Annotated in this window: 15 protein-coding genes, 1 tRNA gene and 1 rRNA gene; 6 read left to right on the forward strand and 11 right to left on the reverse strand. The window is 41.1% G+C overall.

Annotation, left to right across the window (positions count from 1 at the left end; all coding sequences use genetic code 11):
* From HWE15_RS14875 to rpmH, 6 genes are all read right to left on the reverse strand, one after another.
* A 16S ribosomal RNA gene (locus HWE15_RS14875) occupies nt 1-123 on the reverse strand; the annotation flags it as partial.
* 351 nt (nt 124-474) lie between these two features.
* Nucleotides 475-984: a DUF2480 family protein gene (locus HWE15_RS14880; RefSeq protein ID WP_290508338.1), complete on the reverse strand. Its 510-nt coding sequence runs from the start codon at nt 982-984 to the stop codon at nt 475-477.
* Complete coding sequence (tsaB, locus tag HWE15_RS14885) at nt 981-1,667, reverse strand: tRNA (adenosine(37)-N6)-threonylcarbamoyltransferase complex dimerization subunit type 1 TsaB (RefSeq protein WP_290508339.1); 687 nt, start codon at nt 1,665-1,667, stop codon at nt 981-983. Before tsaB ends, HWE15_RS14880 begins: the two co-directional genes overlap by 4 nt.
* Nucleotides 1,667-3,328, reverse strand: a complete 1,662-nt coding sequence (locus HWE15_RS14890; RefSeq protein WP_290508340.1) for a S41 family peptidase — start codon at nt 3,326-3,328, stop codon at nt 1,667-1,669. Before HWE15_RS14890 ends, tsaB begins: the two co-directional genes overlap by 1 nt.
* Nucleotides 3,321-3,710: a ribonuclease P protein component gene (gene rnpA, locus HWE15_RS14895; RefSeq protein ID WP_290508341.1), complete on the reverse strand. Its 390-nt coding sequence runs from the start codon at nt 3,708-3,710 to the stop codon at nt 3,321-3,323. Before rnpA ends, HWE15_RS14890 begins: the two co-directional genes overlap by 8 nt.
* A 44-nt stretch (nt 3,711-3,754) precedes the next feature.
* Nucleotides 3,755-3,913 (reverse strand): 50S ribosomal protein L34, encoded by a 159-nt coding sequence (gene rpmH / locus HWE15_RS14900; RefSeq protein ID WP_135077053.1) that lies wholly within the window; start codon nt 3,911-3,913, stop codon nt 3,755-3,757.
* Nucleotides 3,914-4,049: 136 nt separating this feature from the next.
* Here rpmH and HWE15_RS14905 point away from each other — a divergent pair, with 136 nt between their 5' ends.
* Complete coding sequence (locus HWE15_RS14905) at nt 4,050-5,681, forward strand: M61 family peptidase (RefSeq protein WP_290508342.1); 1,632 nt, start codon at nt 4,050-4,052, stop codon at nt 5,679-5,681.
* Nucleotides 5,682-5,745: 64 nt separating this feature from the next.
* Here HWE15_RS14905 and HWE15_RS14910 read toward each other — a convergent pair whose 3' ends face one another.
* Genes HWE15_RS14910 through HWE15_RS14925 form a run of 4 tightly spaced genes read right to left on the reverse strand, consistent with a single transcriptional unit; the run spans nt 5,746 to nt 10,138 of the window.
* Entirely contained in the window at nt 5,746-6,303 is a 558-nt protein-coding gene (locus tag HWE15_RS14910; RefSeq protein WP_290508343.1) for a gluconate 2-dehydrogenase subunit 3 family protein, read from the reverse strand.
* A gap of 18 nt (nt 6,304-6,321) precedes the next feature.
* Nucleotides 6,322-8,001, reverse strand: coding sequence for a GMC oxidoreductase (locus HWE15_RS14915; RefSeq protein ID WP_290508344.1), 1,680 nt, complete (start codon nt 7,999-8,001; stop codon nt 6,322-6,324).
* Nucleotides 8,002-8,027: 26 nt separating this feature from the next.
* A complete protein-coding gene (locus tag HWE15_RS14920) occupies nt 8,028-8,906 on the reverse strand; it encodes a TIM barrel protein (protein WP_290508345.1) in 879 nt (292 codons plus the stop codon).
* Nucleotides 8,903-10,138 (reverse strand): nucleoside permease, encoded by a 1,236-nt coding sequence (locus tag HWE15_RS14925; protein ID WP_290508346.1) that lies wholly within the window; start codon nt 10,136-10,138, stop codon nt 8,903-8,905. Before HWE15_RS14925 ends, HWE15_RS14920 begins: the two co-directional genes overlap by 4 nt.
* Nucleotides 10,139-10,363: 225 nt before the next feature.
* On the opposite strand from HWE15_RS14925, the gene HWE15_RS14930 reads away from it, so the two are divergent.
* From HWE15_RS14930 to HWE15_RS14945, 4 genes are read left to right on the forward strand one after another with little or no spacing between them, the layout of a single operon-like run.
* On the forward strand, nt 10,364-11,533 hold the full coding sequence (locus HWE15_RS14930) for a Gfo/Idh/MocA family oxidoreductase (RefSeq protein ID WP_290508347.1): 1,170 nt from the start codon (nt 10,364-10,366) through the stop codon (nt 11,531-11,533).
* Nucleotides 11,534-11,563: 30 nt separating this feature from the next.
* Nucleotides 11,564-12,616, forward strand: a complete 1,053-nt coding sequence (locus HWE15_RS14935) for a sugar phosphate isomerase/epimerase (RefSeq protein WP_290508348.1) — start codon at nt 11,564-11,566, stop codon at nt 12,614-12,616.
* Between the two features lie 22 nt (nt 12,617-12,638).
* Nucleotides 12,639-13,067, forward strand: a complete 429-nt coding sequence (locus HWE15_RS14940) for a c-type cytochrome (protein ID WP_290508349.1) — start codon at nt 12,639-12,641, stop codon at nt 13,065-13,067.
* Between the two features lie 3 nt (nt 13,068-13,070).
* Nucleotides 13,071-13,808: a DUF1080 domain-containing protein gene (locus HWE15_RS14945; RefSeq protein ID WP_290508350.1), complete on the forward strand. Its 738-nt coding sequence runs from the start codon at nt 13,071-13,073 to the stop codon at nt 13,806-13,808.
* An 83-nt stretch (nt 13,809-13,891) separates the two neighbouring features.
* On the opposite strand, the gene HWE15_RS14950 is transcribed toward HWE15_RS14945, so the two are convergent.
* Nucleotides 13,892-14,617 (reverse strand): hypothetical protein, encoded by a 726-nt coding sequence (locus tag HWE15_RS14950; RefSeq protein WP_290508351.1) that lies wholly within the window; start codon nt 14,615-14,617, stop codon nt 13,892-13,894.
* Nucleotides 14,618-14,738: 121 nt separating this feature from the next.
* Between HWE15_RS14950 and HWE15_RS14955 the strand changes: the two genes are divergently transcribed.
* A tRNA-Lys gene (locus HWE15_RS14955) sits at nt 14,739-14,811 on the forward strand.
* The last annotated feature ends 66 nt before the right edge of the window (nt 14,812-14,877 follow it).

The following is a 14,877-nucleotide window of genomic DNA, read 5'->3' on the forward strand; positions in this document are numbered from 1 at the left end:
GCATACGTGTTACGCACCCGTGCGCCACTCTCAAGAAACCCGAAAGCTTCTCTACCGTTCGACTTGCAGGTATTAGGCCTGCCGCTAGCGTTCATCCTGAGCCAGGATCAAACTCTCCATTGTAAATTGTCTATATAATCTGATTTCAAACTTAAAAAAGTAAGAAATCAGCCTGTCTAGTTCTCAGGTTTTTTTTGCCTTACAACACTTCAAAGAACTTTTCTCTTGACATTTTCAAGAGGTTGTGAGAAGCACCCTTCCCAAAAGCGACTGCAAATATCGATGATTATTTTTTACTGGCAAAACATCAAGAATATTTTTTGCAGAATTTTTATTGAAATTTTTCAACGCTTTCTCCCGACGAGACTTTTTCTCAAAAGGGAGTGCAAACATAGTCTAGATATTGAGAAAACACAAGAGCCAATCCCCCAAAAAATTCAAATAATTTTCAATAAATCGCCTTCTCGCTAAAAATCAGTTCTTTGGCTTTTTCCATAAAGGAACTGTACTACATGGCTCCCCAAACATAAGCGATTTGGAAACCGGCTGAAGCTTCGAAACAAGCTTTCCATAGGCATAATTGGGAATAGCAATTGAACTGCAGCCTTTAATTACGACAGGCCTTTCACTAAAGTCTTCCGATTTAAGTGAATCCACTACCCGATCAACAATCATTTGCTCTAAGGATTCCAAATCCCCTACCACAAAACCCAATGCTACAGGTTGAAGGTAAGTTGCCACCAACATGAAAGCCCATGTCGGAACAATGGCATCCGCAGTACAGGTGATAGCCACCCATTTTCCTCGATACTGATCCCAATCGTGTTCCTTTAGCGCTTGCCTAAATTCTTTCTCTCTTAAAATGAGACCCTGAAACAAAAAATCCCCTAGATCAAATACCAATCTTTCTTCACGAGGATAGATTTCTTCAAGGTTTAAAGAAATCAAAGGACTTTGTGCGACTCTATTTACAATCTCACTCATGATGCAAAAGGATTTTTCTTACTCTTTAAAACCCGAAATTCCTTCAAATAATTCGGAGTGAAGTAAGCGACATCTTCAAATTTTTGTTGCTTGAATTTCTCCCATGCAAGTTCTCCAACTGTATTGGCATTTGGAAGAAGGTCTAAAAAAACAGCATTTGGATGAGTAATCACTTCCTGGGCCTTTTGATTGGCGTTTCCTACAAAGTAGACCTTTGATTTACTCAGCCAAGGTAAAAAGGAATTTTCGTCAAGAATTTCAGGAGCCGAAGGATCCAACACTTCTCCATTAGTGCCAAAAATCTCTCTGTAAACCTCCATTCTCCGTGCATCCAACATGGAAATCACCAAAATGGAAGGAATCTCATTCCATGCTTGTTTGGCTAGCGCATACAATGTATTGATACCAATTAAAGGGATTCCCAACGCGAAAGCCAAACCTTTCGCTGTAGAGACACCAATCCTTAGCCCTGTATAAGACCCGGGACCTTCTGAAACAGCCACCGCATCCAAATCTTCCATTCGATGACCTGATTGAATCATCACTTGATCAATTAACTCAGGCAGCATCTTCGAATGCGCACCTGCTTCCTGAACCAATCGACTTGCAAGCAATTCTCCAGATTGGTGTAAAGCTACCCCGCAATTATCGGTACTGGTCTCTAAGGAAAGAATCAATGCCATTATTCTGATTTCGCCGTAAGAATAGACTGCATGTTTTTGGGAGCAGTAAGGAGTTCCTTAGCTTTATCCACTACTGAATCTTTTTGAAGACCCGCCTGAATCATCCCCTCTTGGAAATAATAACGAGAAACAATTTCTTCTCTAAGAACCTTTTGTATCTCTTCTTTAAAATTGATGAGATCTTGTTCCTTGTTATGCATGACACGTTCTTCCAAGGCCTCCACTTGAGCCTTTATTTCTTCATAATAAGGCGTCTGCTCGGCAAGCTTTTTCATATCCTCCACCGATTTTTCTAAATAGGTAGTATAATCATAATCTCTCTCTGACAACCAGTTTACAAATTGATCATATTCACCTTCTGGTAGATTAAAATTTTCGATCGGTCCAATTTCTGGATTACGATAGAAAAATTGAGTTGCATAATCGAATACGTGATTCCCAGCCACAAGACTATATGTAATCGGCGCATAGGTAGGAGCCGGAACCAATTCATCAGGTTCTATACCAGCGCCATCTAATACCGTTCTTCCATTTTGAGTCTTGAATGCTTTTCGCAAAGAATCAGGCACCGAATAGATCTCCCCTTCCTCTCGGCTAAGCGCATAATCAATAGCCTGAATACATCGCCCACTTGGTATATAATATTTAGCAGTAGTTACTTTCATCTGAGAATTATAAGTCAAGGGAATAGTGGTCTGGACCAATCCTTTTCCAAAAGACTTTCTTCCTACGAGCACAGCCCGGTCATAATCCTGCAATGCTCCAGCTACAATCTCAGAAGCAGAGGCACTACGCTCGTTGATCAAAACTACCAATGGAATATTTTTATCAATTGGCGTCTTGGTCGTTTTGTAGGTATGATTGACACTCTCAATTTTACCAATGGTCTTCACTACTTCTTTTCCTTTCGGAATAAAAAGGTTTACAATTTCAACAGCTTCCGATAAAAGGCCACCTGGATTATCCCGAAGATCCAATACTAACCGATCAACTCCTTGCTCTTTCAATGACACCAGCGCATTCCGGACTTCCGAAGAGGCATTTGTCGTGAAATCAGAAAGCTTAATGTACCCCGTACGTTCATCCAACTTTCCATAGTAAGGAACATTTTTTAAGGAAATCTTCTTACGCACCAGTTCAAAAGCCAAGGTGTCTTGATCTCTTAACACCTGCACTTTAACGGGAGTATTTTCAGGCCCTTTTAGCAATTCAGAAACCTGAGAGGTGTTTTTATCTGCTACGACAGTGGTGTCCACCATCAAAATTTTATCAGCAATCTTCAAACCCGCATTTTGCGCCGGAAAGCCAGTATAAGGCATTAAAATCATACTGCCATTTCCCCGTGAACCGATAAGCGCTCCTATCCCTCCGTACTCGCCGGTAGTCATCAAACGGAATTCATCTGAATTTTCTTCGGGGATGTATTCAGTATAGGGATCCAATTCTTCCAACATAGCCTGAATACCCACACCTACCAATTCATCAGGATCTATTTCATCAACGTAATAGGAATCTAATTCCCGAACAAGCGTGGCAAAAATGTCAATGTTCTTGGCGATGGCAAACAGTCTGTCATTTTTAACAGTAAATGCCAACATTCCCGTCAAAAACAGTAACCCTGCCAAAACAGGCACCCACTTTGTCTTCTTTATTTTACTCATTTAATTGTCTGATAATCTCTGAATTTATTCTCTCCAATACTTTCTTGGTCTTTCCCTCTAAAGTGGCAAAATCCATGGTTTCTGAAGAAACATAAAGTAAACCAATAAATAATTGCTTAGAAGAATTTGAGAGTAAATGTTTGTTAATTCGATAAGCCTCCCGCATCCTTCGTTTCATCAAATTCCTACACGTCGCTTTTTTTATTTTCCTTTTGGAAACAGAAAACAGGACTTGGTTTGGCCCAACAGAATTGGAATCAACATCCTTTAGCAGGTAGAGTACCTTGTAGGGATATAAAAAAAAAGAGGAACCTTTGTCAAAAAGTTCCTTGATAGATTTTTGGCTGTGAAGCCTTTCAGTTTTCGGAAGTCTGAAATTCATTGCAAGGACTCAAATCACATGCAACTTACGAATTCTATACTGAATTATTTCTTCAGAGTTTTCTCAGAAGAAACAGTCAATTTCTTTCTTCCCTTAGCTCTTCTGGCTTTCAATACTCTTCTACCATTGGCAGTAGACATTCTTTCTCTGAAGCCGTGCTTGTTCTTTCTTTTTCTTCTGGAAGGCTGAAATGTTCTTTTCATGATCGAATATCTTTATATTATTGCTTTCTAACGGGTCTTTCTGGACTTACCCTCCAAAAAGGACTGCAAAGATATGCAGGCAAATCCGAATTACAAAAAGTACTGAAATAATTGTTTGAAACTAGCTGATAATTTGATGTTTCAATATCAAATCTCTTGCAAGAATCTTGCCTCCCAATACCTTCAGATCCACCTTCAAATCCCAGTAACTTTTCCAGGGAAAGTCAAACTTCAGCTACCTATTTGGAGAGCTGGCCGTTATTTCCCCTCAAATTACGCTCAAAATATCCGGAACTTTTCTGTACGTTTTGAAGACCAAAGTATAATTCCTTTTTATAAAAAGGATAAATCGCTTTGGGTATTTGAAGCGGAAAAGCTGGGTAAATATGAAGTCAGCTATGAGTTTTTTGCAGGAAACATGGATGCGGGTTCTGCTTGGGTAGATGAACAACAAGTTTACCTAAACTTGGTCAATTGCTGCATGGAGGTCTTTGGAACCCGTCCCTTTGGGTACCAATTCAAATTTAAACTTCCTCATAGAATCCGAGTTTGTACGCTTCCGGAGAAAAATGGAGATCTTTACTATGCTTCCAATTTTCAGGAAGTCGCTGATTCAACGCTTTTAGCGAGCAAAGAAATCACCCATTGGAAATTCTCAATTGAAAACTTGCTCTTCCATTGTTGGATTCATGGAGAAATCCACTTTGACCAAAAAAACTTTCTTGATTCCTTGAAAAAAATAGCCATTTCAATGATTCGAGATTTTGGCGAATTTCCTGAAAAGGAATACCATTTCATTTTAGAACTTCTCCCTTATGAGCATTATCACGGGGTAGAACATCGGCGAGGAACGGTTATTACTTATGGAGCAGCTGAAACTCTAAAGCAAAAAAATCACTTACTCCAACTCATCGGAGTGTGCAGCCATGAACTTTACCATGCTTGGAATGTCTGCAGGATTCGACCGAAAGCTATTTTACCCTATGATTTTTCAAAAGAAAACTATACAATCGATGGATGGATTTTAGAGGGAATTACTTCCTATATGGGAGACCTATACCTTTTGAAAGCTGGAGTAATTTCTCTAGCAGAATACCTTGAGAAGCTTCAAAAAACTATTCAGCGTGTGTCTGAAGATTTTGGTTGGAGAAATTCAAGTATCCTGGACTCTTCCTTTGACACCTGGGTGGATGGGTATCATCAGAGTGCTCCGGATAGAAAACAAAATATTTATGCAAACGGGGCTTTAATTGCTTTAGCGATTGACCTTAAACTCACATCACAGGGCTCCTCGCTATCTGAAATCATGAAAAAAGCCTGGATTCGGTTTGGAAAAAATAATCGAGGATATAGTTCCCATTCCTTTTGGCGTATAGTAGCTAAAGAAACCCAAATTCTTGAAGTGGAAGGGTTCTACAATCAATATATAACGGGTAAAAACTCCATACTGCCCTTTTTAATGGAAAATCTACCCATCATCGGAATTGAATTGAAAGAAAATTTCGGGAATGATTCAATAAGAAATGAAATGGGAATTCTTCAAAAAGAATCAATCATAAAAAAAATTCACCCGGACAGTTTTGCTTATCAAATATTGATGATTGGTGATAAAATAAGCTCATTAAGTAAAGATGGGGCTTTGGAAATTTCCAGGATCAATGGAAGCACCCATCACATACGGATTAAAAAATCCAACTTACGTTTTTTCCCCGATTACCAACTGCTTATCGAAGATCCAACTCCCGAACGGGAACATTGGATGAGCTAGAAAGAAAAAAGCACCTCAACCATAAATAAAGTGAGGTGCTTTCCCAATTTTTCAATGAATGGCATCAAATGGCATAAGCCCGATCACCAGGCTTCAAATCAATACAGCCATCATACCTCCCCGGAACTTCCACATAATTGAGTGCTTGGGTAGCTCCAATCTCAGAGGTGAAGTATCCCAAAACTGTCAAATCACGAAGCATATTTATTACCTGAGGTTCGCGGTTCTGAGAAGTTTTATACTCCTCATATGATCCGTTCAAGTAGGCCAAACGATCTTCAGCACTTGCTTCTACAAAGTCAACACCTTTAGAAGCCTTAAACTCAGATCTGATTTTATTCAATCCATCCACGAAAGTTTGCTGCTGTTCAGCATCGTAGGTATCCTTGACCATCATGACCATAAAAGCACCGATACCAGCAGCCTTCGCTCCTGGGGTATCAGTTTCTGGTATGATTGTATCCCCAAGTTCATCTAAGAATGTAATGTCATCGGGACTAAAATTTAGTCCTTCGATTTGTTTTTCGGGTGAACATCCTGTCAAAATAGCCGTAGCCCCTACCATCGTTCCCCCCATCATCAGCACTACGCTTTTGAGTGCCTCTCTTCTATTCATATTCATGATTTACTAATTCAGTGGTTAGAGATTTTGTTTTTTCATTTCCTCCACGGCGAAATTGGCAGCTCGCGCCGTCAAAGCCATATAGGTCAAGGATGGGTTTTGTGCAGCAGCTGAAGTCATGCAAGCGCCATCAGTCACAAACACATTTTTGGCATCCCACACCTGGTTGTTTCCATTTAAAACAGAGGTCTTAGGGTCCCGACCCATTCGAGCTGTTCCCATTTCATGAATCCCCTGACCAAAGGTATATCCAGCATCATAGGTCTGAATATCTTTAAACCCTGCTACTTCCAGCATTTCGGCAGCATCAGCCATCATGTCTTTACGCATGTTAAGCTCATTCTCTTTAATCTCTGCATTCATGACAAGCGCTTCCATTCCCCATTTATCTTTAACCGTATCGCTCAAGCGGATATGGTTGTCATGATAAGGAAGAATTTCACCAAAGGCCGTAAAACCAATACTCCATGGACCTGGCTTCGTAAGGGCATCTTTCATAGGAGCACCAAAGTTCAACTCTGCAACATCACGGTTCCAGCCACTTCTACTTGCCCCTCCTTGATATCCAAAACCTCTTAAATAATCCCGCTTCTCTCCGTTTAGATTTCGGAATCTTGGAATATATAGACCTGTCGGTCTTCGACCGAAGTAATATTTGTCTTCGTAACCTTCAATGGTACCTCTTGCTCCCAAACGGAAATGATGGTCCATCACATTATGTCCCAATTCCCCTGAACTTGAACCTAGACCTCCTGGCCAGATATCCGTGGCAGAGCGCATCAAAATAGCTGTAGAGTTGAAAGCGGAAGCGCAAAGGAAAATGATGCGTGCATCATACTCTATGGTTTGGTTGGTTTCAGCATCCAAAACCTCCACACCTGTTGCCTTTTGGGTGTCTTTGTCATAAATCAATCTTCTTACGATGGACCAAGGACGAAGCGTCAAATTCCCAGTCGCAACTGCAGCAGGCAAGGTCGAAGCTTGCGTACTGAAGTATCCACCAAATGGACAACCAAGTGAACACTTATTACGGTATTGACATCCAACTCTTCCAGGAAGAGGCTGGGTAATATTCGCTGGACGTCCCATGATCCAATTTCTGGCACCTTTATAGTGTTGTTTGATCCGCTCTACTGCATCCTTTTCAACACAATTCATAGGCATTGGTGGCATAAACTCGCCGTCAGGAAGAATGTCCAAACCATCTTTATTTCCGGAAATTCCAGCGAATTTTTCAACATATGAATACCAAGGCGCTAGATCTTTGTATCGAATAGGCCAGTCAACGGCAATACCTTCTTTCGCATTCGCTTCAAAATCAACATCTGCCCAACGGTAAGACTGTCTTCCCCAAAGTAAGGAACGACCACCCACCTGATATCCTCTAAACCACGTAAAGGGTTTTTCCTCCACATAGGGAGAATCTGATTCATGAGCCCACCAGTCCAAATTCAATTCATTCAACACATAATCTCTTCTGAGATTAGGGTGATTCTCCAACATCTCCTGTGTTCTCCTTCCTCGGTGAGGCACCTCCCATGGTGGAAGAGTTGCGGTTTTGTAATCCTTCACGTGCTCGACGTTTGGTCCCCGCTCCAAGAGCAAAACTTTCAGCCCTTTTTCTGTCAACTCCTTTGCGGCCCAACCGCCGCTAATTCCCGACCCGACTACAATCGCATCATATTTTTCGTTTGCCATACGTATGGTTATTTGGTTTTTGAATTTTAGACATCACAAACTTCTATGGCTTGTTGTAAAGCCGCTAATTTATCTTCTTGTTTTGGAACGAACTCATGGCTTACAAAGCCCTTGTAGCCCGTCTCCACAATTGCCCTCATAATCGCTGGGTAAAAAATCTCCTGATTTTCATCCAATTCATTTCTTCCTGGATTCCCTGCAGTATGATAATGTCCAAAGTACTGGTGATTATTTCTGATGGTACGGATGATATCTCCCTCATCTATCTGCATATGATAAATATCAAAAAGAAGCTTAAAGTTTTCGCTATCGATTCGCTTGCAGAGCTCAATCCCCCATGGAGACTTGTCACACATGTAATCTTTATGGTCAACCCTACTGTTCAATAGCTCCATTTGAATGATGACACCATGTTTTTCTGCCAAAGGCAAAATCCGTTTTAAACCTGCTTCGCAGTTTTTCAAGCCTGTTTCATCATCCATTCCTCGACGGTTACCGGAAAAAGTGATCAAATTGGTGTATCCATTTTTGGCCACAATAGGAATCACTTCTTCGTAATTTTTCACCAACTGATCATGGAACTGAGGATCAGTCCATCCATCGGCTATGGAAATTTCTGCCCCATTCGACATAGAGCACTCCAAACCATATTTTTGCAAGGTTGGATAGCTGTCAGGACCCACAATATCAATTCCTTGGATCCCAAGCTTCTTCGCTCCGATACAAAGTTCTTCTAAATTGAGTGGCCTCATTGGCCAAAGACAAACCCCATGTTTGATATTGCCTTTTAGGGCAGGAGATTGTTTCTCTTCAAAATCAAAGGAACTGAGTGTTCCAAGTGCAGCACCTCCTAGTAAAACTTTCTTGAAGGATTCTCTGCGTCCAGGGTTGATGGGTTTGGTCATGAGTGGTTAGATTGAGTTTTGATTTCTTCTTTTTTAAAAAAAGAGGTGAAAAATAATAAAACGAATACGGAAATACCAGCCGGAATTAACCAAATAGATTGCCAATCATGCATGCGGTCATCGATCAGGTAATAATTGGAAATTTGACCAGCAGCCCAAAAACCAATCAGCATTCCAACTCCATAGGTTGCTAAGGTGATCAATCCTTGCGCAGAGGATTTGAATTTTTCCCCGGCATGTGCGTCGGTATAGATCTGCCCACTGACAAAGAAAAAATCATAACAAATCCCATGCAGCGCAATTCCAATCATCAAAAGCCAAACTCCTTCATCAGCATTTCCAAAAGCAAAAAACACATAGCGGACCGCCCATGCAAGCATGGCTACCACTAAGGTCTTTTTGATCCCGAATCTTGAGAAAAACAAAGGCAAAGCAAGCATGAATAAAACTTCTGAAATCTGCCCGATCGTCATTTTCCCTGTAGAGTTCTCAACTCCAATTTCGGTTAAAAAAGGACTAGCATTTTGATAGTAAAAAGCAAGGGGGATACATATAAGCACCGAGCTGAGAAAAAAAATTGCATAATTTCTATCTTTCAACAACGCTAAAGCATCCAAGCCCAATAATTCTGAAAACTTCACCTTGTCATTGCTTTTTGCACGAGGAGGAGTAGCAGGAAGTGTAAAGCTAAAAACACCTAAGACCAAGGACACCACTGCTGCCATTAGCCAGGTATTCCCCAATAATCCATTGGATAAACCTTCCTGACTATCCCACGCAAAAACACTGATTAATATTCCTGCAGCAATCCAACCGATAGTTCCCCAAACTCGAATGATGGAGAATTCTTTCGCAGGATCCTTCATTTGATTAAATGAAATTGAATTTACCAAAGCCAAAGTGGGCATGAACAAAATCATATACCCCAAAAGGATTGGAAAGAAGAAAGAAAAATCATTACTCGTGTAAAGCAGGTACATTAAGACCGCTCCTAATAAATGAATAACCCCAAGAATACGTTGGGCATGAAAATATCGATCCGCAATCAACCCAACGATAAAAGGCGCAATAATGGCCCCAAAAGACTGTGTTGAAAAGGCAAGTGAAATTTCTTGATCTTTGGCAGCAAGGTTAGCTCCCAGAAAAGTCCCCATCGTGACATACCAAGAACCCCATACAAAAAACTCCAAAAACATCATGATTGAAAGTCGAAATCGGGTAAGAAGGCTCATAGGGATTTCAGAAGAAAGAGAAAAGAATCGGTAAGATCGGAATTCGGTTATTTTACTCTATTTTAAATAAGTACATTGAATTTGTGAAATTAGGCCAATAATTATTTTGTCAAAGCCATTCATAACTAGATGATACACTTGGTCAATAAATTCGAATTAGCTAGCTGAAAAATGGCTTTTTTTGACCGAATCATCTATTTTCAAACCAAAATAACCCAATAACCTATGTCGACAAACAAGAAACTGAAAATCGGTCTCGTAGGAGGTGGCCCCGGTTCATTCATTGGCGCTATTCACTTGAATGGAGCATTAATGGACGGCCTTTTTGAACTTGCTGCTGGAGCCTTTTCCTCAAACCCAGAAAAGTCAAAAAAACGCGGAGAAGAGCTCATGCTCGACCCAAAGCGGGTTTACAGTAGCTATGATGAGATGTTTGAAAAAGAACTTCTTCTTCCTGAATCAGAACGGATCGATGTAGTGGTAATTGTCACCCCGAATAATGTTCATTTTGACCCGACTGCCAAAGCTATCCGCGCCGGATACCATGTAGTATTGGATAAACCCTTGACCCTGAATTACGCGGAAGCAAAAGAGCTTTATCATATCGTCAAAAATAGTGACAGGAAGTTCCTCCTTACTCATACCTACAGTGGCTATCCGATGATCAAACAGGCCAAGCAAATGATTGAGGAAGGCAAACTTGGTAAAATCCACAAAGTCTATGTCGAATATCCACAAGGATGGCTATATAAACTTCTTGAAAACGAAAACAACAAACAGGCTGAATGGCGTACTGACCCGAAGCGAAATGGCTTGGCGGGCTGTATGGGCGACATTGGAACCCATGCATTCCATCTGGCAGAATATGTTTCAGGACTTCAAGTAGATAAAATTTGTGCAGACCTGTATATCAAGGTAGAAGGCCGTCCAATCGATGATGATGGTGTAGTCCTGATGAGATTTAACAATGGAGCATCTGGAGTTTTAATGGCTTCACAAACGGATACTGGGCTTGAAAATAATTTGAAAATCAGAGTGTTTGGGGATAAAGGCGGAATCGAATGGCAACAAGAGGATAACAATACCCTCATTGTTCGATATCCAGGTCAACCGGCTCAAATTTTCAGAGCGGGTACAGGTTATTTGGGCTCTTTGGCTCAAGAAAATACCCGAACGCCTGCAGGCCATCCTGAAGGCTATGTGGAGGCATTCGCTAACTTATATCGAAATTTTGCACGATGCATTTATGCCGAACGGGCAGGAGAAAAACCCAAAGTCGAATGGGAAGACTTCCCAGGTATCGAAGATGGGATTCGCGGCATGGCTTTTATAGAGCATGTCTTACGAAGTACCGAGACGGAGTACAAATGGACTCCATTTATAGTGGAAAAATAATCATCTCTTAAACCTAAAATCAATCAAATCATGAAAACTATCAAAGGACCAGCCATATTTTTGGCCCAGTTCGCAGATGATAAGGCACCTTTTAACAACCTGAAAAATATCTGCAATTACATGGCAGACCTAGGCTATAAAGGTGTTCAGATTCCATCCTGGGATCCTAGAATGATCGACCTTCAAAAAGCTGCAGAAAGCAAAGACTACGCAGATGAAATTGCTGGAACTGTTGAAGAAGCTGGTCTGGTGATTACAGAACTGTCTACCCATTTACAAGGGCAGCTAGTGGCTGTTCACCCAGCCTACAACGAACTATTCGACGGCTTTGCTCCTGCTTCAATGGCAGGTGACCTGAAGGCTAAAAGTGAATGGGCTACACAACAACTGAAATACGCAGCGAAAGCTTCTCATAATTTAGGTCTGAACGCACATGCAACCTTCTCTGGAGCTTTGATGTGGCACACTGTCTATCCTTGGCCTCAACGTCCAGCAGGATTGGTAGACACAGGGTTTACCGAACTAGCAAAACGCTGGACACCGATTTTGGATGAATTCGATAAATATGGTATCGATGTATGTTATGAATTGCATCCAGGAGAGGATCTTCATGACGGAATTACTTTTGAAATGTTTTTGGATAAAGTAAACCATCATAAACGAGCCAATATCCTATATGACCCAAGTCACTTCGTTCTCCAATGCTTGGATTACCTTCAGTTTATCGACTTTTACCATGAGCGCATCAAAATGTTCCATGTAAAAGATGCTGAATTCAATCCTACAGGAAAGCAAGGAGTCTACGGTGGATTCCAAGGTTGGGTCGAGCGAGCGGGAAGATTCAGATCTCTGGGAGACGGTCAGGTTGATTTTGGAGGAATCTTTAGTAAACTTTCGCAATACGATTACGACGGATGGGCAGTTCTGGAATGGGAATGTGCTATTAAACATCCTGAACAAGGAGCTGCAGAAGGTGCGCCATTCATTCAATCGCATATTATCCGAGTAACTGAAAAAGCATTTGATGACTTTGCCGGAACTGGAGCAGACGAGAATTTTAACAGAAAAATTTTAGGCATCTAATTTATTTATCAATTTAATTTCCATGAAAATCAAAAATCAAATCAGTCTAGGACTTTTGGCTTTGGCCACTGTGACTTTCGCCTGTGGCGGGGGAGAGTCTTCTAGCGAATCAAGTAGCGCAAGCCAAGTGGAGAGTACCCCCGCTCCTGCTAAAGAGGTGAGTTTGGAAGAAAAATACCAAGACGATCCCATTTACATCAAAGGCTTGGAAAAAGTAAAAGGATCTGACTGCCAATCTTGCCATATGGTGGAACGAAAAATCGTAGGACCGTCTTATGCGGACGTTGCAGCCAAATATGAAAACACAGAAGAAAATGTGGCCATGCTAGCAACAAAGGTAATCCAAGGAGGAGTTGGCAATTGGGGTGAAGTTCCGATGCCTGCCCATCCCGGTCTTAGTGAAGAGGATGCGAAGGATATGATTCGATATGTTTTATTACTAAAAAAGTAAAATATGATCAAAGCTAGATTTTTAATAGGAGCGCTCGCTTTCCTTGCGGTTTCAGCTTGCTCAAGCCCTAAAACAGAAACTGTGGAAGAGGTAGAAATAGTCCAAGAAACTGAATCTGAATGGATCTCGCTGTTTGACGGTGAAACCCTTACCGGATGGCATAAATACGGTGGCGGAGAAGTCGGAAAAGCCTGGAAAACAGAAAACGGAGAACTTTATCTTGATGCCGCCAACAAAGAAGGATGGCAGGTCGGAGACGGTGGTGATATTGTCACCGATCAGGAATTCGAAAACTTCCATTTTCAACTCGAATGGAAAATAGCCAAGAACGGAAACAGTGGAATTATTTTCTTTGTAAATGAATCCCCTGATTACGATTACTGCTGGCAGACAGGTCCAGAGATGCAGATTCTTGACAACGAAGGGCATCCGGATGCTCAAATTATTAGCCACCGTGCTGGAGACTTATATGACCTAATCGTAAGCAGTGAAGAGACCGTGAAGCCTGCCGGCGAATGGAATTTAGCCGAGATTATTGCTGATCAAGGACAATTAACACTCAGACTCAACGGTGTAGACGTAGTTCAAACTACCATGTGGACGCCTGAGTGGGAATCTTTGATTGCAGAAAGCAAGTTTAAAGACATGCCTGGATTCGGAAAATTTAAGAAAGGAAAGATCGCTCTCCAGGATCATGGAGATGAGGTTCGATTCCGTAATATTCGAATCAAAGAGCTTTAAAAATAAAATCCTTCTCAAGTATGTGGAGTTACCGAAGACTCGGTATCAACCCAACTTGGGAAGGATTTTTTATTTGCCTACAGTTACATTCGAGTAACTTGATCTTTTCTAATATAGGCTACCCTATTTTTCCATTCGATTTCGTACCAAATATCCTTTGAGGATCGGATTTTTAATCGATGACCTGGCTCAATCATTTCTAACATTTCTCCTCCAGCGGTCGGCTTGGAAACTATATAAGATGGACTGTGAGTCACCAATCCTGATCGGGGTTCCATCAAAAAGTTATTAACCATAAAAATCACCAAAACCAAAATCACAACCGGCCAATAGGTAGTTCGAGTATTTTTCTTCCATTTCGTCCAAATGGTGGTACCCAATGAAATCAACAAGGCCACAGAAAGAACCAACAAAATGGACTCCTTGTATTCAACCAAGAAAAGAAGAAATCGGTCTTTATCGCTGACTTCATATCCACTCAATGAGCTTTGCCCCGTAAGGTTTTTGATTTTTTCGATAATCTGTGGATTTGGGTTGATATCATAATATTTCCCTAAATAAAGAGTGGCCTGTTCTTTATCTCCAATACCCTCTGCGATGAAAGCCATTTTCAATAACATTGCCGGAGAATAAAGCCCATTCTGATAATTTGGAACATAAATCTCCATAGCCTCCTTATAACTTCTGTTTTCAAACAAAGAATCTGCCTTTAGAAGATCAGGTGTAAAAGCCTGACTATAAGAAGCTTGCAGAATGAAGACAAAAAACAAGGAAAGTTTTACCAGAAAGATTGACTTGTCGTTTTGCATTTAAAATCCAGAGTCATAAATTTGCAGTCCAATTACGGCAATGATCTACCAAAAAGCAAGGTAAGAAGTCGGTTTTGACAAGTTTTCACAAAGGATTTCAGCAATGAAATCTGACCAATATGATTCCGTAGCTCAGCTGGTAGAGCATAACACTTTTAATGTTAGGGTCCTGGGTTCGAGCCCCAGCGGGATCACTTAAAAATCTCAAGGGAAACGGGCGAGAAGCCTGTCCCGATTAGCGAAGCGATATCGGGAAGCCC

Origin of the sequence: Algoriphagus sp., assembly GCF_013373065.1 — a bacterium.
In the GTDB taxonomy this organism is placed as follows: Bacteria; Bacteroidota; Bacteroidia; order Cytophagales; family Cyclobacteriaceae; genus Algoriphagus.

Coding starts and splice junctions, on each gene's coding strand:
- HWE15_RS14880 (WP_290508338.1), bottom strand. CDS start 984: ATGAGTGAGATTGTAAATAGAGTCGCACAAAGTCCTTTGATTTCTTTA.
- tsaB (WP_290508339.1), bottom strand. CDS start 1,667: ATGGCATTGATTCTTTCCTTAGAGACCAGTACCGATAATTGCGGGGTA.
- HWE15_RS14890 (WP_290508340.1), bottom strand. CDS start 3,328: ATGAGTAAAATAAAGAAGACAAAGTGGGTGCCTGTTTTGGCAGGGTTA.
- rnpA (WP_290508341.1), bottom strand. CDS start 3,710: ATGAATTTCAGACTTCCGAAAACTGAAAGGCTTCACAGCCAAAAATCT.
- rpmH (WP_135077053.1), bottom strand. CDS start 3,913: ATGAAAAGAACATTTCAGCCTTCCAGAAGAAAAAGAAAGAACAAGCAC.
- HWE15_RS14905 (WP_290508342.1), top strand. CDS start 4,050: ATGTTTCAATATCAAATCTCTTGCAAGAATCTTGCCTCCCAATACCTT.
- HWE15_RS14910 (WP_290508343.1), bottom strand. CDS start 6,303: ATGAATATGAATAGAAGAGAGGCACTCAAAAGCGTAGTGCTGATGATG.
- HWE15_RS14915 (WP_290508344.1), bottom strand. CDS start 8,001: ATGGCAAACGAAAAATATGATGCGATTGTAGTCGGGTCGGGAATTAGC.
- HWE15_RS14920 (WP_290508345.1), bottom strand. CDS start 8,906: ATGACCAAACCCATCAACCCTGGACGCAGAGAATCCTTCAAGAAAGTT.
- HWE15_RS14925 (WP_290508346.1), bottom strand. CDS start 10,138: ATGAGCCTTCTTACCCGATTTCGACTTTCAATCATGATGTTTTTGGAG.
- HWE15_RS14930 (WP_290508347.1), top strand. CDS start 10,364: ATGTCGACAAACAAGAAACTGAAAATCGGTCTCGTAGGAGGTGGCCCC.
- HWE15_RS14935 (WP_290508348.1), top strand. CDS start 11,564: ATGAAAACTATCAAAGGACCAGCCATATTTTTGGCCCAGTTCGCAGAT.
- HWE15_RS14940 (WP_290508349.1), top strand. CDS start 12,639: ATGAAAATCAAAAATCAAATCAGTCTAGGACTTTTGGCTTTGGCCACT.
- HWE15_RS14945 (WP_290508350.1), top strand. CDS start 13,071: ATGATCAAAGCTAGATTTTTAATAGGAGCGCTCGCTTTCCTTGCGGTT.
- HWE15_RS14950 (WP_290508351.1), bottom strand. CDS start 14,617: ATGCAAAACGACAAGTCAATCTTTCTGGTAAAACTTTCCTTGTTTTTT.